General features: G+C 63.2%; 21 protein-coding genes. 12 read left to right on the top strand and 9 right to left on the bottom strand.

All coding sequences use genetic code 11. The annotated features are described in order from the left end of the window. Window positions 1–152 precede the first annotated feature (152 nt). Window positions 153–1085, top strand: a complete 933-nt coding sequence (locus KTJ89_RS00640) for a LysR family transcriptional regulator (RefSeq protein ID WP_259356594.1) — start codon at window positions 153–155, stop codon at window positions 1083–1085. A 2-nt stretch (window positions 1086–1087) separates the two neighbouring features. Here KTJ89_RS00640 and KTJ89_RS00635 read toward each other — a convergent pair whose 3' ends face one another. Beyond that, window positions 1088–2080, bottom strand: a complete 993-nt coding sequence (locus KTJ89_RS00635; RefSeq protein ID WP_445607643.1) for a formylglycine-generating enzyme family protein — start codon at window positions 2078–2080, stop codon at window positions 1088–1090. A gap of 121 nt (window positions 2081–2201) precedes the next feature. Beyond that, window positions 2202–2345 carry a GPGG-motif small membrane protein gene (locus KTJ89_RS00630; RefSeq protein ID WP_172168774.1) on the bottom strand — a complete coding sequence of 48 codons (144 nt, stop codon included), beginning with the start codon at window positions 2343–2345 and terminating at the stop codon, window positions 2202–2204. Between the two features lie 218 nt (window positions 2346–2563). On the opposite strand from KTJ89_RS00630, the gene KTJ89_RS00625 reads away from it, so the two are divergent. After that, window positions 2564–3307, top strand: coding sequence for a 3-keto-5-aminohexanoate cleavage protein (locus KTJ89_RS00625; protein ID WP_259356592.1), 744 nt, complete (start codon window positions 2564–2566; stop codon window positions 3305–3307). A 44-nt stretch (window positions 3308–3351) separates the two neighbouring features. Beyond that, a complete protein-coding gene (locus KTJ89_RS00620) occupies window positions 3352–4140 on the top strand; it encodes a fructosamine kinase family protein (protein WP_259356591.1) in 789 nt (262 codons plus the stop codon). A 2-nt stretch (window positions 4141–4142) separates the two neighbouring features. Here the strand turns inward: KTJ89_RS00620 and KTJ89_RS00615 are convergent, their stop codons facing one another. Continuing rightward, entirely contained in the window at window positions 4143–4943 is an 801-nt protein-coding gene (locus KTJ89_RS00615; RefSeq protein WP_259356590.1) for a DUF4352 domain-containing protein, read from the bottom strand. A gap of 159 nt (window positions 4944–5102) precedes the next feature. Here KTJ89_RS00615 and KTJ89_RS00610 point away from each other — a divergent pair, with 159 nt between their 5' ends. The 3 genes from KTJ89_RS00610 to KTJ89_RS00600 all read left to right on the top strand — a co-directional run bounded on the left by KTJ89_RS00610 (window position 5103) and on the right by KTJ89_RS00600 (window position 8162). After that, window positions 5103–6524 (top strand): sensor histidine kinase, encoded by a 1422-nt coding sequence (locus tag KTJ89_RS00610; protein WP_259356589.1) that lies wholly within the window; start codon window positions 5103–5105, stop codon window positions 6522–6524. Window positions 6525–6653: 129 nt separating this feature from the next. Then, complete coding sequence (locus KTJ89_RS00605) at window positions 6654–7319, top strand: response regulator (RefSeq protein WP_139469587.1); 666 nt, start codon at window positions 6654–6656, stop codon at window positions 7317–7319. A 108-nt stretch (window positions 7320–7427) separates the two neighbouring features. Beyond that, entirely contained in the window at window positions 7428–8162 is a 735-nt protein-coding gene (locus KTJ89_RS00600; protein WP_248284046.1) for a phosphatase PAP2 family protein, read from the top strand. Between the two features lie 6 nt (window positions 8163–8168). On the opposite strand, the gene KTJ89_RS00595 is transcribed toward KTJ89_RS00600, so the two are convergent. Beyond that, complete coding sequence (locus KTJ89_RS00595) at window positions 8169–10025, bottom strand: acyl-CoA dehydrogenase (protein WP_259356588.1); 1857 nt, start codon at window positions 10023–10025, stop codon at window positions 8169–8171. Between the two features lie 174 nt (window positions 10026–10199). Here KTJ89_RS00595 and KTJ89_RS00590 point away from each other — a divergent pair, with 174 nt between their 5' ends. The 5 genes from KTJ89_RS00590 (at window position 10200) to rraA (ending at window position 14170) form a co-directional block, all read left to right on the top strand. Further along, window positions 10200–10427 carry a hypothetical protein gene (locus KTJ89_RS00590; protein WP_139907425.1) on the top strand — a complete coding sequence of 76 codons (228 nt, stop codon included), beginning with the start codon at window positions 10200–10202 and terminating at the stop codon, window positions 10425–10427. Between the two features lie 168 nt (window positions 10428–10595). Next, window positions 10596–11906, top strand: coding sequence for a dicarboxylate/amino acid:cation symporter (locus KTJ89_RS00585; protein WP_259356587.1), 1311 nt, complete (start codon window positions 10596–10598; stop codon window positions 11904–11906). Between the two features lie 211 nt (window positions 11907–12117). Further along, window positions 12118–12558: a hypothetical protein gene (locus tag KTJ89_RS00580; RefSeq protein WP_139907423.1), complete on the top strand. Its 441-nt coding sequence runs from the start codon at window positions 12118–12120 to the stop codon at window positions 12556–12558. An 83-nt stretch (window positions 12559–12641) separates the two neighbouring features. Continuing rightward, the gene (locus tag KTJ89_RS00575; RefSeq protein ID WP_259356586.1) at window positions 12642–13664 is read left to right on the top strand and encodes a D-cysteine desulfhydrase family protein; all 1023 of its coding nucleotides are present in this window, start codon (window positions 12642–12644) and stop codon (window positions 13662–13664) included. A gap of 38 nt (window positions 13665–13702) precedes the next feature. Further along, the gene (rraA, locus tag KTJ89_RS00570; RefSeq protein ID WP_139907421.1) at window positions 13703–14170 is read left to right on the top strand and encodes a ribonuclease E activity regulator RraA; all 468 of its coding nucleotides are present in this window, start codon (window positions 13703–13705) and stop codon (window positions 14168–14170) included. A gap of 12 nt (window positions 14171–14182) precedes the next feature. On the opposite strand, the gene KTJ89_RS00565 is transcribed toward rraA, so the two are convergent. The 5 genes from KTJ89_RS00565 to KTJ89_RS00545 all read right to left on the bottom strand — a co-directional run bounded on the left by KTJ89_RS00565 (window position 14183) and on the right by KTJ89_RS00545 (window position 19260). Then, window positions 14183–14692, bottom strand: a complete 510-nt coding sequence (locus KTJ89_RS00565; protein ID WP_259356585.1) for a hypothetical protein — start codon at window positions 14690–14692, stop codon at window positions 14183–14185. Between the two features lie 545 nt (window positions 14693–15237). After that, window positions 15238–16209: a cyclase family protein gene (locus KTJ89_RS00560; RefSeq protein ID WP_259356584.1), complete on the bottom strand. Its 972-nt coding sequence runs from the start codon at window positions 16207–16209 to the stop codon at window positions 15238–15240. Next, the gene (locus KTJ89_RS00555) at window positions 16196–16462 is read right to left on the bottom strand and encodes a hypothetical protein (protein ID WP_259356583.1); all 267 of its coding nucleotides are present in this window, start codon (window positions 16460–16462) and stop codon (window positions 16196–16198) included. Before KTJ89_RS00555 ends, KTJ89_RS00560 begins: the two co-directional genes overlap by 14 nt. Before the next feature lie 30 nt (window positions 16463–16492). Continuing rightward, window positions 16493–17914: a TRAP transporter large permease subunit gene (locus KTJ89_RS00550; protein WP_139469605.1), complete on the bottom strand. Its 1422-nt coding sequence runs from the start codon at window positions 17912–17914 to the stop codon at window positions 16493–16495. After that, window positions 17911–19260, bottom strand: coding sequence for an RraA family protein (locus KTJ89_RS00545; protein ID WP_259356864.1), 1350 nt, complete (start codon window positions 19258–19260; stop codon window positions 17911–17913). Before KTJ89_RS00545 ends, KTJ89_RS00550 begins: the two co-directional genes overlap by 4 nt. 190 nt (window positions 19261–19450) lie before the next feature. Between KTJ89_RS00545 and KTJ89_RS00540 the strand changes: the two genes are divergently transcribed. Continuing rightward, window positions 19451–20185, top strand: a complete 735-nt coding sequence (locus KTJ89_RS00540) for an IclR family transcriptional regulator (RefSeq protein ID WP_259356582.1) — start codon at window positions 19451–19453, stop codon at window positions 20183–20185. Window positions 20186–20190: the final 5 nt, after the last annotated feature.

Raw genomic sequence — 20190 nt, 5'->3', positions numbered from 1 at the left:
CATCTGTTCCCTCGGTGACTGCGGCTGCGTCTCCGAGTCTGCTCTGCGACCTCCTGGTGATTATTCGCATCGCCCTGTCGATTCCATGATGGAGCCACGAGAGTATTGTTGTCTATCGTAAGAAACCCCACGAAACCATTCGATAGGATCACATGATCGACCGTCGGCTCACCATGTTGAGCATGATCCAGCGACACGGCACGGTCACTGCCGCGGCACACTCACTGCGCTACTCGCCGTCGACGGTGTCCCACCAGGTCAAACAGCTCGCTGCCGAGCTCGGAGTGGCACTGCTCGAACAGCACGGGCGCAATGTCAGGCTCACCCCGGCTGCCGAGGCACTGCTGCGCCATGTCGATGTCATGTCGGCAGAGTGGGAGATGGCGCTGGCCGATCTCGGTCGCTACTCCGAGACTGTGTCCGGCTCGTTGGGACTGTGCGGTTTCTCCACCGCCGCCAGTCTGCTGCTGCCGCCGACGATGCGGGCTCTCAACCGGCAGTTCCCGCATATGCAGACTCAGACGATCGAAGCCGAACCCGGCGAAAGCTACGACTACCTGCTCTCCGGAGATGCCGATATCGGCATCGTCGTCGCGGCTCCCGACATCCCCGCCGGCGGTGATGATCGGTTCAGCCACCACTTCCTCATCGACGACCCGCTCGACCTCATGGTTCCCCTCGACCACCCCTTGGCGGACCGCGCAACGGTCACAATCGCCGATACCATCGATGAGATATGGATTCTGGGCAGGCCGGGCACCGGCTACCACCAGCTCGTCATGGCCAGCTGCGCGGCGGCCGGGTTCGCACCCCGCATCGGGCATTTCGCCGATGACTGGAACACGGGAACCGCTCTCGTCCACGGCGGCTTCGGAGTATGTGTGGCGTCAAGGATGTCGCGCTCGCAGGATCTTCACCCGGTGCGCCGAATCCCCATCAGCGGTGACAATGCCCCGTCACGGCACATCACGGCCGTGACCCGGACCGGAGCGGATGCCCGTGAGACTGTGGCGTTCGCTCTCAAGACGTTGTCGGTCGAGACGGAGCACCTGATGAGCCGCCTCGGTGCGGAGCTCCGGGACTGAGCTCAGTGTGCTTTTCGGACGACTCGGAATCCGATGTTCGACGCCGATGAGTCCGGAGTGTTCGAGGAGCGGGCAGCCACCCGGTAGCGATTGCAGTAGGAGTCATGGCACAGGAACGATCCTCCGCGCATGATCCGCTTGTCTCCGATGTCGGGGCCCTGGGGATCGGATTGCGGGGAATGCTGGTAGTAGTCGCGGGTGAACCAGTCGGCGCACCATTCCCATACATTGCCGACGGTGTTGAACAGGCCCAGCCCATTGGGCGCGAAGTGTCGGGCCGGTGCGGTGCCGATGAAGCCGTCGTCGAGGGTGTTCATACGCGGGAACTCGCCCTGCCAGATATTGCAGTTCCATCCCCCGTCGGTCAGCAGCCGATTGCCCCACGGATAGCGGCGGCCCTTGAGGCCCCCGCGAGCGGCGAGCTCCCATTCGGCTTCGCTCGGCAGCCGCGTCCCGGACCACGTGCAATAGGCATGGGCGTCGTCCCAGCTGATGTGGACGACAGGATGGTCTTTTCGATTGTCGATGCTCGATCCCGGACCTTCGGGGGCAGCCCAGTTCGCCCCGGAGACTTCGACCCACCAGGGCACGCCTGGAGCCTGACCAAGAATGTGAGCTTCTGCTCCCGGATTGGTCTCCAAGAGCATGGCGAAGACCGCTGAGGTCCCCAGACGCTCGGCGGTGGTGACGAACCCCGTATCGGCGACGAACCGGGCGAAATCATCATTCGTCACGCTTGTCGTCGCGATCTCGAATTCCGTGAGATTCACGCGGTGACGTGGTCCCTCACCGTCGGCGGGATGCCCGTCGCCGAAGGGATCGCCCATGTCGAAGGCGCCGCCGGCGGTGACGAAGTCGAAGCTGAACTCGGGCTTCGAAACCGAATTCACGGCTGGATCAACGGCAAGGTGCGAGGCATGACTGTCCACTGCCTCGGCGCGGCTGGTCGCCGGGGCGCAGCACGAATGGCCGTTCTGCGCCCCGGCATTACTCAGGTCTCCGGTCTCCGTCACGTGTGGGCGCCCCTTTTCTCTCCGGGTCCGCCTCGATGCTGGGCGGACTCTGGGATCACCCTATGACCTCGGCCAGGGCAGGGGACAGTCCGGGACCTGCCGGTCAGGCGAAGAGGCTGACTCCGCCCGGCCCCACGAGGCAGCCGACGACGATGAGGACGATTCCCCACAGCAGCTGCTTGCGGAAGATCGCGAAGATGCCGGAGATGACGAGGATCGCGGCGATGATCCAGAGAACGAAAGCCATTTGAGCTCCTATTTCCATGTGAGACACCTCGGTCGAGGATGGTTCATCCTTGCACGGCATCTGCCGTCATTCGGGCTCATTCCGAACAACACGCCGCGCCGAACCCCATCATGATCGCGGCGTGCCTGCGCGGTGTCTCCGCGGTGATTCGAGGCTGACTTCCACGGTCTTGCCGTGAGAACCTGTACTCGCCGTCGCGAATGCGAGACAGTGAGCAGATGAACGGATCAGCTTCGCACGAACCGCTGTTGCATGCCGCCCTCAACGGTGATCGCGACCACCCGGCGACTCCGCGGACACCGCAGTCCATCGCCGCCGAGGCGGCCGCCGCCGTGGCAGCAGGTGCTCAGGTCATCCACCTCCACCCCTTCGATGCGACAGGCCGGCAGACCTTTCATGCCGAACCGGTCTCGGCCACGATTCGTGAGGTGCGTGCCGCGTGCCCGGGCATTCCGATCTCTTTGAGCACCGCGGCCGAAATCGAACCCGATCCGCAGGTCCGTCTCACGCTCATCTCCGAATGGACCGAGCTGCCTGACTTCGTCAGTGCCAATCAAGGCGAGTCGGGAATTCGCGAAGTCTGCGAACTGCTCTTCGAGCGCGGTGTTCGAGTCGAGGCAGGTCTGCTCAGCCTCGACGATGCAGAGTCATTCGTCGATTCCGGGCTGGCCGACCGATGCGCACGCGTGCTCGTCGAACCCACTGAGACCGATCCGGATCGTGCCCTGGCTGAGGCCGCCGCGATCGAGCGGGTCCTTGCCGATGCGGGCATCGAACTGCCGCAGGTCCACCATGGGGAGGGCATCGCCTCCTGGGTCGTCAATGCCCGAGCCATCAGGCGCGGCCACGGCATCCGCACCGGTTTGGAGGACACTCCGGTCCTCATCGACGGCACTCGGGCAACCGGCAATGGCAACCTCGTTGCGGTTGCCGCCGGTCTCCTCGCCGAGCTCGGGAACTGACCCGAGGTCTGACGGACAACGGCTCCCCCGACTAACCTGTGGCCATGACTGATTTCCTCAAACTGCGGAAGTCCGCCCCGGACGGCTTCTTCGCCGCCGAGGCCGCCGGGCTGAGGTGGCTGGCCGAACCAGATGTGGTCCCGGTCGTCGAAGTGCTCGAGCACGGGCCGGATTTTCTGCGGCTGCGCCGTCTCCGGGAAACCGGTCCCAACGCCGAGGCGGCCGCTGCCTTCGGTCGTGCCCTCGCCGGGCTCCACGATGCGGGTGCTCCCGGTTTCGGTTGGTCACCGGCCCCGCAGTCATTCTTCGGCCCCCTCGACAGTCCCTTCGAGGTGCCTGCCGAGCCCGTCGACGACTTCACCGACTATTGGGTCGGGCAGCGCTTACGACCCCTGACCTCTGCGGTTGCCGGGGATCTCAGAGGTGAGGACCGGGCGACGGTCGCCTCGGCGATCGATGCCATCGCGTCTGGCGCCTTCGCCGGCATCTGCGGTGAGGGTGCGGAGACGCCGGCCCGCGTCCACGGCGATCTGTGGGCGGGGAATCTTATGTGGTCACCGACCGGGGTGACGCTCATCGATCCGGCCGCCCACGGCGGTCACCGACTGGAAGACCTCGCGCTGCTCGCCCTTTTCGGTGCCCCGTTTCTCGGGGAGATCTTCTCCGGCTACGAACAGGCCCACCCGATGCCGGACGGTTGGCAGGAGGACCTGCCGGCGCACAGCTTCTTCGCTCTGCTCGCTCATATCCGTCTGTTCGGGCGCGGATTCCTCGGGCAGGCGGTCAGCGCCGCCCGGTCGATCATCGCCCGGGCGGAACAGCTGCACCGGTGAGGTCACTTCAAGGAAATCTCCACCGGGTCGGAGAACAGTCCGCCGGCGAAGGTCAGCTTGTTCGGGTCGGCGTCTTCGGGCACGTCGAAGACGAGGACACCCTCGGCGGTGTTTCCGGGGTTGATCTCTTCGAGGAAGAGGATGTTGTTCTCGGCCGCATAGATACCGGCTTCTGAGTCCGCAGAGTAGGTGTTGCCGGACTCATCACCGAGTTTGATGTCGTCTTCGAAGAAGAAGTTCGGATCCGATCCGGTGTTCTTCACCGACAGTTCGATCTGGACGAACTGTCCCTGTGCCTTGGCGTTGAGGAATTCGTCGCCGACCTGTGAGACACCATCCTCGACCTCTGCGACGGTGATCTCCCAGTCATCGGCGGCCACGGTGTCTCCGATACCGTACGAAGCCTCCTCGGCGGGTTTGTCGGCGGCCTCCTTCTTCTTCGTGGACTCCCCCGACTGCTGAGCGTCGGACGAGCCGCCCTCCGCAGTGTTGGTGTCATCTCCCCCGCCTCCGATCGCGCTGGCAATGGCGATGATGACGATGACGACGAGCAGCCAGAACCACCAGCGCTTCAGCAACGGCTTCTTCCGCTTCGGCGGCTTCTGGCCGTAGGGCTGCTGCGGGTAGCCGCCGGCTCCGTAGGCAGGTGCGTTCTGTGCTGGTGCCCACTGTTGGGGGTCGAAGTTATGAGCTGGCTGCTGGTGGTTGCTGTGAGGGGGCTGGTGCTGCGGGGACCATTGGTGCTGAGGCTGTGGTGACTGCGGCTGCTGCGGGGTGTTCTGGGGATTCCGCGAATGGGACATGACGCTCCTTCGAAGCTGGTTCTGGCTGACTGCTCCAGCTTCGTCCCGTCCGCGCCCCGGCGCGTCCGCAATCGGGCTGGACCGCACCAGCCGATCGGTTGATCCCGTCCAGCTGAAAGGTGGACTACGTGTGTCAGCCCCCGCGGTTACGATTCTCTTGTGTCAGTACAATCCGCCCCTCGCCGCAGAATCCCGCGCGGCGTGCGCATCGCCGGCAGCATCCTCGTCGGCGTCATTCTCTACCTCTTCGGGTTCTTCACCTCGTCAATGGCGGTGACGGCCCATGCCTGGGCCTTCTCCGACGGGGAACTCAACGACACCGGACTCGTTGCCGTCCTGCTGCTGTTCCTCGTATGGGGACTCGTCTTCCTCCGTCACCGATGGCCGTGGGTGCCCTTCGTCGCCGGAGGACTGCTCACCGCGGGTTGGGGCGATGCGCTGATGCTGCTCATTGCGGTCTTCCACCTCGTCGTCCGAGCACCCCGGCGGCAGGCGATCACCGCCTCGGCGGTGGGCACCGGACTGATCGCGTTCTCCACGGTGAGGATGTGTCTGGCACCGGCTGAGCACAATCCCTTCAGCATCTTCTTCCTGCCCGATCCGGCTCAGGTCACCGGGCTCGAGGCGACCATTCCGCCGGAGGATGCGCACCTGGCGATCAGTATCATCACGGTCGCTGCCGGAGTCATCGGACTGTGTACGGCGCTGGGAGTCGGTGCGCTTCTGCGTCGGACTCGGAAGATGAGGGCGGTCGAGTCGATCGCCGAACGCGAAGCTCTGCGCAATGAGTCGCTCACGGCCGAGATCGCGCGGCAGTCGGAACGAGAGCTCTTGGCACGCGAGCTTCACGACACGCTCTCCCACCGACTGTCGGTGATATCTCTGCATACCGGTGCCCTTGAGGTCGGGGCACGCACCGACCCCGAGGTCGCTGCGACGGCGTCTGCCCTGCGGGAGGAGGCCCGTGCGTCCATGGAGGATCTGCGTCATCTGGTGGGTGGTGTGAGGAGCGGAGATCTGGCCCGTCCGCGGCCTGGCCATGGCATCTCGTCGCCTCCGAGCCGTGCGACGATGTCAGCGATTCCCGAGCTCATCTCCTCTGTGGCCTCCACCGGTACGGTCATCCGCCCCCTCGTCGTCATCCAGGACGTGGACTCGTGCCCGCCTGCGCTCGACCGTGCGGCCTTTCGCATTGTTCAGGAGGCTCTGACCAACGCGATGAAGCATGCACCGAACGTGCCCGTGACGGTGGACGTCGCCGTCTCGGCAGCTCGCGGAATCCAGATCTCGGTGAGCAATCCGCTTCCGCGTGGTTCAGCCCCGGTCGATGTTCCGCCTCGCCCCCGATACGCACCGGGTTCGGCGCGAGAACCCGGCGCCGGTGCGCCCGCTCAGAAGTGGGGGCTGCCCGGGACGAGTCCGGTGCCGCACGGAGCGCACTTGGCGTCGACCGGGTCGGGATCCGGGATCGTCGGCATCCGGGAGCGCGCCGAGATGTTCGGCGGAGACGCGTCGATCGGGGTGATCGGCAATGAGTTCCACGTCCAGGTGAGCTTCCGGTCCTTCTCTCCTCCGAACTAGTTCGCAGCCTGTCCGGACTGTTTCGCATTCTGCCGGAACGTCTGCCGATAACGGCCGAAAGAGCCATGTGGAACAGCGACTTCAGCGCTGCGACAAGCTGTGACAGCAGCCTCAGGTATTGTGACATTCATGAACCAAGCCGCCCCGATCCGAGTCATGGTCGTCGATGACGATCCCATGGTCATCACCGGGATCAGGGGGATACTCCAGGCGGCCGACGGCATCGACGTCGTCGCCTCGGCGTTGAGCGGGGAAGAGTCCGTCGAGCAGGCAGGTCTGCATTTTCCCGATGTCGTGCTCATGGACATACGGATGCCCGGAATCGGCGGGATCGAAGCTACTCAGCGTCTGCTCAACAGTGTACGACCGCCGAAGGTGGTGTCTCTGACGAGCATGAGCAGCGACGATCACCTCTTCAGGGCGCTCGAGGCGGGAGCCGCCGGATACCTCCTCAAGGACATCGGCCCTGTGGATCTCGCTGCTGCGGTCCGCAAGGTCCACGCAGGTGAGCCCATTCTCGCCCCGCAGTCGATGCGGCAGGTCATCGCCAAGGTCAGGTCGAACTCCGACCATCGGCTACAGAGGGAGGCCCTTGAGTTGCTGGCCGGACTCACCGATCGCGAGCGGCAGATCGCCGAGCTCGTGGCCGACGGTCTGTCGAATCAGGAGATCGCCGAGGAGACGTTCATGAGCCTGGCTACGGTCAAGACTCACCTCAATCGAATCAACGTCAAGCTGGACACGAACAATCGCGTGCGCATCGCCACGATGGTCGTTCGCGCCCGCGGGCACTGATTCCGATAGATCGACCGGCGCGACTTTCAGAGAATCCTCGCAAGAATTCACCGTTTCTTTATCCCCCACAGCAGAAGTGATTGTCGACTCCGTCTAAAATCGACTCTGATGGTTGCTGAACCCTATGTCGAATCCGAGAAGCTGATCAGCAACCCCTCAGATCGCAGTCAGTGGACAGAACGAGCACAGGGGTTGCTGTCCTGGGCAACCTCAATCTGGGTCTTGGCGATCGCTTTCATCGTCGTCACATTCGCCGCAGCCGGCCCGCTGCGAGTCTGGGACTACAAGCTCAATCGACGGTGGCTCTATCTCTTCGAACCCGATCTCGTCTGGTTCGTTCAGCACATCCTCGACCCCATCGCAGGCCAGGCAGTCTGTCTTCCCGTCTTGGCGATCACCGCGATCGTGCTGTCGCGCAAACGTCGGTCCTGGCGACCGATCGTCTTCGCGATCGCTGTCGAAGCGGCCTTCTACCTCGGCATCGGTTCACTCAAGGTCCTCCTCGCTCGACCGGCGACCACCCTGCACGATCCGCGGTTCTTCCAAGGCGGTCTCATCGAAATCGGCGGCCGCGGAATCAGCTATCCGTCCGGGCACGCGGCCGAAGCCGTGCTCATCTACGGCGCGGTCGCCTACCTCATTGCCACTTACGGCAAGGTCTCCACCAGAACCGTGCGCCTATTGTGCTGGGGCGTCGCAGCGGTCAGCGTGAACTCCGTGGTCGTGTCCTTCGCCCTCGGCTGGCACTGGGCCACCGACCTCATCGGAGGTCTGCTGATCGGCGGATTCTTCCTGCGACTGCTCATCATCGCCGATCGGCGAATACCTGACCCCAGAACCTGACGGCACTCACAGCCAGGAATCGTCGAGGTCCATGAATGTCGTCGCCCTGCTCTCCACGAGATCGAACCATGGGCCGGTCTGCGGCAGTTCGTGGGCGAAGAAATACCGCGCCGCGGCGATCTTTCCCCTGAGGAAAACAGAGTCGCCACGTTCACCGACGGTCGCCTCGGCAGCCATTCCCTGCTGCAGCCACAGCCACGCCATCACCGTATGGCCCACTGCTTCCAAATAGGTCCACGCATTGTCGAGGGCCACCGTTGGATCCCCGCTCGACCACACTGCGGCAGTCACGGATTCGATGCGATCGACGGCTGACGTCAGTGCCGCGGTCTCACCTGACCATTCGGATCGGTCGGCCGCCTCGGCGAGGGTCTCCCGCATCTGCTCCAGCAGCACCTGCAGACCGGCCCCACCCTTCATGATGACCTTACGGCCGAGCAGATCCTTGGCCTGGATGCCGTGCGTGCCCTCGTGGATCGGGTTGAGCCGATTGTCGCGGTAGAGCTGCTCCACATCATGATCGCGAGTGTATCCCGCTCCGCCGAGCACCTGAATGGCGTGGTCGTTGGCTTTCAGGCACCACACGCTCGGCCAGGTCTTGACGATCGGGGTGAGCACATCGAGCAGCAGTGCCGCACGGTCACGCTCGGCCTCGGAATCAGCAGTTTCGGATTCGTCGAGCAGACGCGCGGCATAGAGGATGAGTCCGAGCCCGCCCTCGACGTAGCTCTTCGACGACAGCAGCATGCGCCGGACATCGGAGTGTTCCGCGATCGGGATCGGCTCACCAGCGGATCCCTTCGCACCGTCGGGACGACCCTGGCGGCGGTCGCGGGCATAGCGGAGGGCATCGAGGTACCCGTGGTACCCCAGTCCGACCGCACCTGCTCCGACACCGATGCGAGCCTCGTTCATCATGTGGAACATACAGGCAAGACCCTTGCCCCGCTCCCCCACGAGGTAGCCCACAGCACCAGCGGAACCGGCCGGAGTGTGCGTGCCCTCACCGAAGTTGAGCAGAGTGTTCGTCGTTCCGCGCCACCCCATCTTGTGATTGAGCCCGGACAGAACGACATCATTGCGTTCTCCGAGGCTGCCATCGTCGTTGACGAGGTACTTCGGAACGAGGAACAGACTCAGACCTTTGACACCTGGCTGGTCACCCTCGGCACGGGCCAGGACGAGGTGGACGATGTTCTCCGAGAGTTCGTGGTCGCCGCCGGAGATCCACATCTTCGTGCCGTGGACGCGGAACGCATCGTCGCCGCCCTGGGGATCCGGAAGGGCTTTCGTCGTGACATCTCCCAGGGAGGATCCGACCTCGGGTTCGGACAGACACATGGTGCCGAAGAAGCGGCCGTCGAGCTCAGGCACTACGTACTTCTCGATCAGTTCTTCAGTGCCGTACTCGAGCAGCAGATTGGCGTTGGCCATGGTCAGCATCGGGTAGCTGGCGGTGCCGATATTAGCCGCCTGGAACCAGGCGAAGCAGGCCTTCGCGACCGTCTGCGGCAGCTGAATTCCGCCGACGCTCTCATCCATCGTCGCCGACAGCAGGCCGATGCCGGCGAACTGGTCGAGCGCAGACTTGATCTCAGGAATCAGCGTCACCGCAGTGCCGTCGAAAGTCGGTTCATTGAGGTCGGACTTCCGTGCATGGGTCGCGAACCGCTCCTTGGCAAGCTCCTCGCTGGCTTCGAGCACGGAGTCGAAGACTTCACGCGAATGGTCGGAGAAGCGAGGTCGGTCGCAGAGTTCGTCGACCTTGAGCCAGTCGTAGAGTTGGAACTCGATGTCCTTGGCGGAGAGGATGGATTCTGTCGCAGTCGTCAAGACGCCATTGCCTTTGCTCTGTTCAGTCACGAGACCAAACTAGAGCTAAACGTTCGTTAAGTAAAGCGATTCGCCCTCTCACAGTGCAAAGGTTTGGCTATTGATCAGTTGTGAGGTCCGCCAAACGCTCCTCATCCCTGGGTTTAGGCCCCCGCGAGAGCTATAATTCTCCCTACAATCTGCGTGGGAATGGGGCGAAGGATCATGACCGCAGAAACGCATCGATCATCGAAGTTGGCCGAGACGATCGAAAGGTTCTCGAAGGCGTTCAAGAGCGCCAACATCGGCCAGGGGCAGAAGGTCGGCTACCGAGAGGACAGCTCCGAAGAACGGCTGCAAGCCACGGCTGAACACGAAGGAGTGAAGCTCTACCGCAATCCCGACGGTTCTCATCTCGCTGTCGACGAATCCCACTCGAGTTACGACGACTGATCATCGATCAGCCTGAGAGCTGATTCGTCGGCTCGAGCGAACATCAGCAGCCCGGTACACGGCCATCCGCGTGCCGGGTTCTGCTGTGCCCCAGGTAGGATCGCCAGGGCCCTGATGCCACGCCGACAAGTCGGCGGAACAACGATGCTGAAATGAAAGGCAGAGCCTATGCCCTCCCCCACTGCCTCGCCGGCGCAGACGTCTGATTCGAAGCCGCAGCCATCGGGTTTCCTGCGGATCCTCCGCAACTACCGCTTTCCGCTCTTCATCCTCACAGGGGTGGTCATCGGCGCGATCATCGGCCTCGTCTTCGGGGAACGTGCCACCGTCATCAAACCGTTCGGCACGCTGTTCATCAACATGATGTTCACTCTCGTCGTGCCGCTCGTGTTCTTCTCCATCGCCTCCGCGGTCGCGGGAATGTCCTCGGCCGCGCGACTGGGCAAGATCATGGGCAGCATGCTCGGAGTCTTCGCCGTCACCGGCATCATCGCCTCCATCGTCATGGTCGCCGCGCTGCGCATCTTCAACGCCACGGACGACGTCCAGGTGGAGATGCAGGAGCCGGAGAACGTCGAGGACGTCGGGTCCATCGGCGACCAGCTCGTCCAGACCGTCGTCGTCGACGACTTCTCGAAGATCCTCTCCGCCGAGCACATGCTCGCACTCATCGTCTTCGCCGTCATCGTCGGCTTCGCCACCAGCAGGATCGGCGACGCGGGCAAGCCGTTCGCCCAGTTCCTCAACTCCGGCACCGAGGTGTTCCTCAAGTTCACCTCGATCGTGATGTACTACGCCCCGATCGGCCTCGGTGCCTACTTCGCCGCTCTCATCGGTGACCTCGGCTCCCAGCTCGTCGGGGACTATGTTCGCGCTTTCCTCGTTTACTACCCGGTGGCGATCGCCTACTTCATCCTCGCGTTCACGTTCTACTCCTTCCTCGCCGGTGGCCGCCGAGGCGTGTCTCGGTTCTGGGGCAATATCCTCGAGCCCACGGCGATCTCCTTGGGCACATCCTCCTCGGTGGCGGCGATCCCGGCGAACCTGCGTGCCGGAGAGAAGATCGGAGTCCCCCGCGACATCCGGGAGACGATCATGCCGATCGGTGCCACGATCCACATGGAAGGATCGAGCCTGTCCGCGATCCTCAAGATCGCCTTCCTCTTTGCCGTGTTCCAGCGCGACTTCTTCACCCTGGAGAACATCCTCATTGCTATCGCCGTGGCGCTGCTGGCCGGAATGGTCATGGCAGGAATCCCCTCCGGCGGCTTCATCGGCGAGCTCATGATCATCACCCTCTACGGCTTCCCGGCCGCAGCACTGCCGATCATCCAGATCATCGGAACCGTCATCGATCCCCCGGCCACCACCGTCAACTCCGTCGGCGATCAGGCGAGTTCGATGATGGTCGCCCGTATCCTCGACGGTAAGGACTGGATGGACAAGGCCGACGAGGATGATCACGATTCGGTTCCGTAAGCTCAGTGAATCTGTCACACTCCCGAGCTCGCAGATTCGATCAAGGCTCCTTCTGGCCGAATGTCTCGGAGATGTCATAGGAACGCAATAGAACTTCCGCATTTGCGACTCAGCGTCTCAGCTTCTGTTCAGATTCAGGCAAACGGCTCTCACCTGGGCTGACGATACTCAATTCCAGCAATGTTCCTGATCTGCAAGAGGAGATGTCACCATGCCCGCCTTCATCAGCACTCACGCCGCAAAGTGGGGCGTCGCCGCATTAGCCGGCCTCGCTTCCCTGGGTCTCGCAGTCGGTCCGGCAGCCGCCTCCGCCGATTCCGCGCCCGCATCCAGTGCCGCTCAGGCACCCCAGAGTTCGGGACACCCGAAGGGTGCTGTCAAGTACGCGGACAGACTGATCACCGCCTACGGCATCGGTGATGCAGTGGTCGTGGATCAGCTCGCCACGAAGAACGTCGTCGCTGCCCTCGCCGAGCACAACGACGGGCACGCCAAACGTTGGCATCGCACGTCAGCCGATTCCGGCAAGGGATACACCTGGGTGTCCTACACGAACCTGGACACACATGAGGTCATGAATCTGACAGTGAGAAACGCGATCGCCGCGGACAAGGGCGGCGACGCCGTCCGAGAGGTCGAGTTCGTCGGCTGAGGACGACCTGATGACATCCCGTTGACCAGATTCTGGTCGGCGTCTTGCCAGCAGGACTGAGCAGCTCGGTAGACTCGGGAACCATGGTCGCCCTGAATGAAGTCCCACGCCGCCGCTACACCGCGGGGCCGACGCCTCTCCAACATCTGCGGCGCCTGTCAGCCGAGCTCGGCGGACCGCGGATCTGGATCAAACGCGATGACCAACTGGGCCTGACTCAGGGCGGGAACAAGACGCGCAAGCTCGAATTCCTCATCGCCGACGCCCAGGAACAGGGCGCGGACACGCTCATCACCGTCGGCGGGGTGCAGTCCAATCACTGTCGACTGACCTTGTCGGCTGCACGCGTCGAGGGTCTCGACTGTCACCTCATCGTCGAAGAGGACCTCGGACCCGACGGCACTTCCCTCGGCCCGGCCGGGTCGAACCCGCCGGAGTACATGGGAAACTTCCTGCTCTTCGATCTTCTCGGCGCGGATTCCGTCACGGTGCTCGGCCACGGGGCCGACCTCCTCGGCGAGGCTGAGGTTCTGGCTGAGAAGCTGCGCGGCGAGGGCAGGAAGCCTTACGTCATCCCGGTGGGCGGGTCGAATCCGATCGGTGCGCTCGGGTACGTCGACTGTGCCGTTGAGATGCTCGACCAATTCGCCGAGGCGGGGCTGGATTCGCCCACGATCGTCACGCCCAGCGGTTCGGCCGGAATGCAGGCCGGACTCGTCGTCGGCCTCCACAGAGCAGGAAGCGATGCTCCGGTCATCGGCATCAACGTCAGCCGGACACAGGCGGAGCAGGAGCCGAAGATCGTCGACCTCGTCGATTCCACGGCGCACTTCCTCGATCTGCCCCCGGTCCCTCGCGACGCCACAGTGGGACTCGGCGACTATGTCGGGACGGGATACGCTCTGCCGACTCCCGAGATGGTCGAGGCCGTGCGTCTCTTTGCCCGCACCGAGGGCATCGTCCTCGACCCGGTCTACACCGGCAAGGCAGCGGCCGGCCTCGTCGGCCTCATCAGATCCGGCCGTTTCTCTTCCGAGGACGAGGTCACCTTCATCCACTCCGGCGGACTCCCCGGACTCTACGCCCGTACCCAGGCGTTTGCCTGAGCACCACTCAGCTCCCACCACCGACGGAAGGCACCCAGATGACAGTTTCGACAGCAGACCTGTGGGACGAACGCGGCGACGAGCTCTATTCGATCGCTCTGAACTTCGGCGATTTCGGAGCCAAAACGTCATTCTCCGGACCGGCCCGCACCATCCGCTGCTACCAGGACAACGGACTGGTCAAGCAGACCCTCAACCAGCCCGGCGACGGCGCCGTGCTCGTCATCGACGGTGACGGATCGATCGCCACCGCCCTCATGGGTGACATGATCGCCGAGGCAGGAGTTCGAAACGGCTGGAACGGCGTCGTCATCAACGGTGCCGTCCGTGACCGTGAGGCGCTGGCCGAGATGGAGTTCGGCATCAAGGCTCTGGCCAGCAACCCGCGCAAGAGCGCGAAAGACAGTGCCGGTGAGATCGACGTGACCGTGGAGATCGGCGGCGCGACGATCCGCCCGGGAGCGATGGTCTTCGCCGACGCCGACGGCGTTGCAGTCGAGAAGTAGGGCGGCAGAGACTCAGCGATGAATGGTGTCGAAGCTCTGTTCGGCTGAGTCCCAGATATCGGCAACAGCGATCTGACCATCAGCGGTGAGCTCTTCGACAGTCGACCGGTCGTAGAGGTACGCCCACTCCCCTGCCGACACGACTCCGGTGACCACGAGGATGTCATAGTCGAAACCCGCCCGTGACGTCGCCTGGACGATGAACGCCGTGGCTTCCAAGTCTTTGACTCTGTCCTCGGTCGAGGCGAAGTGGACATGAAGGCGTTCGGGTTCGGTCTCCTGGTTGAAGTCGGGGTTCGTCTCGGATTCGAGACTCACCTCGACGCCGTCCAAGGACTGCGCCACATAATCCGAGAGCTCGTCGAGGGAATCGAAGCCCTGCTCCACGACATCCAGAGTCGCCGTCGGCGTCGTTTCGGGTTCCGACGATGAGCCGGAATCGGAGCCGCAGCCGCTGAGGGCGATGAGTGCGGCGGCCAGGAGCCCGGCGAGAGCAGGGGCGGACTTCGATTCGAACCTCATGGCACCAGCCTATCGGCGGACGCGTGCTGGTACCGCATCGCCTAGGTCGCACCGCGTCTGGTCGCACAAGGCACAGTCGCACCGTGCTCGGTCTCACCGCTTCCGGTGGATCGATTTGTACGTGATGTACTGACTGAGCCCTTCGACGCCGTATTCGACGCCGAGGCCGGAGTCATGACGCCCGCCGACCCCCGAAACGCGGGGTCCTCTCTGTGCCGTCGATTCCGTCGACGGAGAGCACCCCACTACAGTCGCGGCTCACGGGCTGAGAAGTCTCACTCGCGAATGAGTAGAGATCCAGGATGAATGGCCGAGCCGTCTCTCGCAGATGCCTGCCGACGTTCTGCCCCATCTCCCACAACCACAGGCCCTGCTGATAACGCCCCTGCAGAGCGCGGGAGAAAAACCCCGCTCAACGAGCTCATTGACCGGACGGTGCGGCCGTCCTTCGGCACCTCTGGACGCTGATTGTGCTCCATGACCGAGAATCTATCCGATCTGTCAACGATGCCATCGAGAAGATCACGGATGGCGGGTCGCCCGAATCACCGGATCGCAGTGGCGTTCGGAGGCGATCCGACTCCTCCGACGAGGTTGAGCGGCTTGATGATGCACATCGCATCCCAGCGGCCCGTCCGTTCGGAGTCCTTTAGCAACGACTCCAGGTTCCACAATTCCCCGAGCGGCACTCCGAGCTTGGCGATGAGCTCCTGATGCATCATCCCCTTGTCCTCGGGCGCCGATTCTAGGAAGTCGCTGTCGGCGACGACCGGAAGGACCTCAACGGCGAAGGTGTCGGTTGCGAAGGTCGCCACCTGGTGATCCCAGATCCATCGAGCCAGGTCCTTCGACTGCCGGAACCCCGTGGCCCTTCGCCCAGACCGCACCTCGTCGCGGACCTCGTTGGTGGATCCGATGAACCATGAGGACCAACCGGTGTGCACCATGACGATGTCGCCAGAACGAACGCTCACACCTTGCCGCGCACAGGCTCGCTCCAGGTGGTCGATCTCAAGGACGGGGCCGCCTCGGTGCTCCAGCGGTGTGCCCTCATCGGCGAGGAGGCCTGCGATGTCGAGAAGGAGTCCCCGCCCGACGATCGGCCGTTCCGCCCAGGACTGGACACCGAGGTCGGGAACGCCGGCGCGGATCGATCCGTCGGCGACACCGTTGTAGAACCCGTAACCGGAGGCACGTCGATGTCGAAGACCATCGACCTGTGAGGTCGCCTGCAGGAAGAACTCATGGAGTACATCGTCGCGGGACTCCGAGTGCGTCGAGAGGATCTCGTGCTCCGGTGCGCGCCTGGCTCGAGCCATCGGCGGGTCGAACGCATTGAGTGAGTAGTCGAGGTTGAATACCTCTCCCCGGGTCACCGACGATGCTGCCTCACGGACTTCTGCATGGCCGGCGAAATTCGCCGTGCCCCGATCCGCGTCGGCGAAGACTCCCCACGATGATCCGGGCGGAGTGTTCGCCTCCAGTTGGGCGTAGGTCGGGTATTCAGTCTTCTCCATCTCTCGATGCTCCTTTGTGGAAATAGGTGAGGAAGAAGGCCAGGAGCCCCGCGATCGAGGACACACCGAAGGCATACGGTCCGACCGCCTCGGCGACGTCCATAGCCATCAAGCCCTTCCCCGCGACCATGAGGACGATCTGGCAGATGACAATCACAGCCCCGCCGAGGAGGAAGAGCACTGTCGAGGCGGCGAACAGATGAGAGCACACCGCCTCGAAGCGGCCGCGACTCTGATTCGTCGAAACATTCATTGTCCGATTCCTTTCTTGACTACTCGAGGCTCAGATCGGGAGGAACCCCAGGGCGATAAGCGTGCCGACGCCCAGCAACGGGACGCAGTAGTACTTGAGCAGCGGGACGAATGTCTTGCCGGGATTGACCTCAGCGATGCCCGCCGCCACGTAGATCGGAGCCCCTGAAGGCGGAGAGGCTCCCTCCGTCGAGGCGAAGATCAGGGCTGCCGCCGCTGCAACCGGCACGGGAATGCCCGTACTCGCCATCGTCATCACCGCGACGGGCCCGATCGCAGCCATGGTCGCGCTGGCGGTCAGCGGCACAGCAATGAGAATGATGATCACTCCGATTGCGATCGCCATCAGCCACTTCGGCACATCGAGATAGGACAGCAGCGCCTCGAGTTCGGCAGCCAGACCGATCTCCCCGAGGAGATTCGATGCGGAGAATGCCGCGAAGATCGTGATGCCGATGACGCCGAACGATGAGGCAGATCCCTCAATGAGCTTCCACCACCCCGAGGCCGATCTCGGCAGTGACTTGCGCCCGAGGATGAGCACGAAGACGATCATCAGCACCGGAATCCAGGTGAGCAGACTGACGACGTCCGGCATCGCCAGCGGTGTCGGATCAAGAACTGTGCCGTCAGCAAGAGTCTTGCCCGGTTCGGATTCTGCACTGACGCCAGTGAAGTCCGCGAGGAAATCCGCGAGCGGACCGAACGACAGGACCAGGGGAACGAAAATGGGAACCAGGAGCAGAATCGTCGTCCATCCCTGGGACAGACTCGTGCGGATGGGCAGTCGATCTTCAGACGGCACTGCCGGAATCTTGTATTTCCGAACTATCCAGAACGCCACGATCAGGCGGTAGACGAGCGCCCACAGCCCGGCGAAGAACAAGGGCATGACAATCTCATGGGACTCCATCGCTCCTTGCGCAACAAGGCCGCCGACGAGGATGAACATCGTTCCCGAAAATGGAAAGCTGACACCGAAGCCGGCAAGTCCCGATGCCACCGTAGCGGCGATCTCCGGTTTGACCCCGGACTTCTTCATCCAGGGAATCGTGATCGATCCGACTGCAGCGGTGATGGCAGCGCCGATATGTGCGATGGCGCCGAAGATCGCTCCGGCCACCGTGGTGGTGTAGAGGTGGCCTCCGCGGAATCGCCCTAGCAGGGAATTGAGCAGATCGACGAGCTTGGTGAGCACGGGAGTTCGCTCGAGCACATAGGACACGAAGACGAAGGCGAGCGCGGCGAACATGATCTCTTCCGTCAGAGCGTCGGAGACGGATGCCCAGATCATCGTCAGCACCGAGTCCTCGCCGGAGGGACCGGCGATGAAGGCGAAAACGCAGATGGAGAGGAAACCCAGAGTCATCGCCTCGCCGATGTTGCGACCGACGACGGCATTCCAGACGATGATGACGGCGATGAAGACGACGAGCGCGAGAACGGCCATCATGTCAGGTCACCTCCGATGATCTTCTGCCGCCGACCGGCTTCGTCCTCCTGGACGGCCAGCGCGAGGCCGAGAGTCTCGACGACCTCACCCCACGGCACGACGACGACACCGTCGTCATCGGCGACAACGAGGTCACCGGGTTCGACGACTACGCGCCCGATAGCCACGGGCACATCGATCTGCCCTGGACCATTCTTATACGGCCCTGCCGGATTCACCGCCCTGGCCCACGCGGGAAAGCCCATCTCTTCGAGGTCGCGAACATCGCGCAGAGCTCCGTCGGCCACGATTCCGACTGCGCCTCGCTTGCGGGCGCGCTCGGCCATCAGTTCTCCGAGCAGAGCGCGGTCGGCATGCCCCTGGCCGTTGACCATGAGGATTTCTCCGGGTTCGACCTCTTCGAGGGCTTGACGCAGAAGCAGGTTGTCTCCAGCAGGCACGATCACAGTCTTGGCTCGTCCCACTGCCCTTGCTCCAGGCCATAGTGCCTTGATTCCACCGTCGACCAGCCCCATCCGCTCGCGGGCATCACCGATATTGGCAGCTGGAACATTTGCATAGGCAGCCAGGATCTCGTCCGCCGGCATCTTCGACGAGGCAGCAATGAGCCGGTGCGAACGAGCGGCAGCGTGGGACATCGTTGACTGAACGCCGAGAGAGTCGATCATCTCCGCTGCTTCCGCCGCTTCGTGACCGCGCCTGTCGGCGTGCTTGACAGTGCCCGAGAAGAGCCGTTCAACGGCTTCGAATCCGCCCGAATGCTCAGCTGAGATCTGGTTGAGCGCCCAATCCCGGGCTCCCATGGCTTCACCGGCGCGCAGGGTTTCGACGATGAGTGCGCCGAGGCCTTTCATGAATGTGCTGCGAAGCAGTTTGCGCTTGGCCGCATCGCCTGGTTCGCCGCTGATATCTTCAACAGGCGCGCCGAGCTGGGAGAAGATCTTCGCCGCTGGCGCTGAGGCCTGACCACTGATGACCAGCGGGGTCCCTGCCCCGTGTTCGGGTACTGAGCCGACGACCGCAACGTCTGCGTAGCGGTGCGCCCCGACGCTCTCGGCGACTTCGTTCTTGACGGCGGCAGCGGCCGAGTTCATGTCGATGAAGATCGAATTCTCGGGCAGGAACTCCGCCACAGATTGCGCGGCGGGCACGGCGGCCCGTCCTCCGACCATGCACAACACCGCATCAGCGGTCTCCACCAGCGCTGCAGATGTCTCAGCTCGCACGACTCCGAGTGGAGTCGGGACGTCCGCCGGGTCGTAACCGGTCACATCCCAACCGAGGGCCACAAGCCCCTGAGTGTAGAGCGCTCCTGCCTCACCCAAACCAATTACCGCTATATGCATCCTTGCACCCATTCTATGAGAATCTATATCGCAGTACGAAATACTGCAGGGCGCGAGAGTGATTGTCAACACCCGGAACTCATCAAATGAAAACGGAATATCATTTCCGGAAGGTAGAATCTCACTGCATGGGAGTCTGACGCACCCAACGGCCGACCGAAGGAATCGAATGCCCGCCCAGAAATCTCCGATGAGGTCACTCGAGAGAGCCATCGACGTCCTCGAGATCCTCGACAGTTCACGAGGACCGCTGCGCCTGAACGAAATCGCCCGGCGCGCCGGACTCCCGGTGGCAACGACTCAGCGAATCCTCGCCGTGCTCGAAGCCCGCGACAGAGTGGAGCGAGACAGCAACGGGTACCGCCCGGGCATCGCCCTCACGTTCGGCGCACATGCATTCTCAACGACAAACCCATTGATCCGCGCTGCCCGCCCCGTGCTTATCGAGCTCGCCTCAATCACCGGCCTGACCTCAACGCTGTATCGCGAGCACAATGGGCAGAGAGTCGCACTCTCCCGCGCAGGCATTGCCCGCAACTTCGGATACGAGCTCGTCGTCGGCTCCCGGCTCCCTCTCACCTCGGGCGGCGGCAAAGCCATCCTGGCCCAGCTCAAGGATGGCGACATCAAAAGCCTGCATCAGGAGCAGGAATCGAACCGCAAGCAAGTTCCTGAGCTCGACGCTCTGATGCTCGACGTTGCCGGAATCCGAGATCGCGGCTATTCGATCTCGCGGGAAGAACGCGAGCCCGGGGTCGCCAGCGTCGCCGCCGCAATTCCGGGCGACTATGGAATCCTTGCCGCCATCCAGGTCACCGGAACAATCGACGACTTCCCCGAAGAGAAGACTCAATCGCTGGGCCGTCAGGTTCGACAGGCGGCAATCTCCATCGGCCACGGCCTCCCAGAACTACCGGGAAACTAGCCCGC

It is taken from the genome of Brevibacterium sediminis, from assembly GCF_024895295.1.
In the GTDB taxonomy this organism is placed as follows: Bacteria; Actinomycetota; Actinomycetes; order Actinomycetales; family Brevibacteriaceae; genus Brevibacterium; species Brevibacterium sediminis.
Note: the sequence above shows the minus strand (reverse complement) of the source record. Positions and strands in the feature narration are given on the sequence as shown.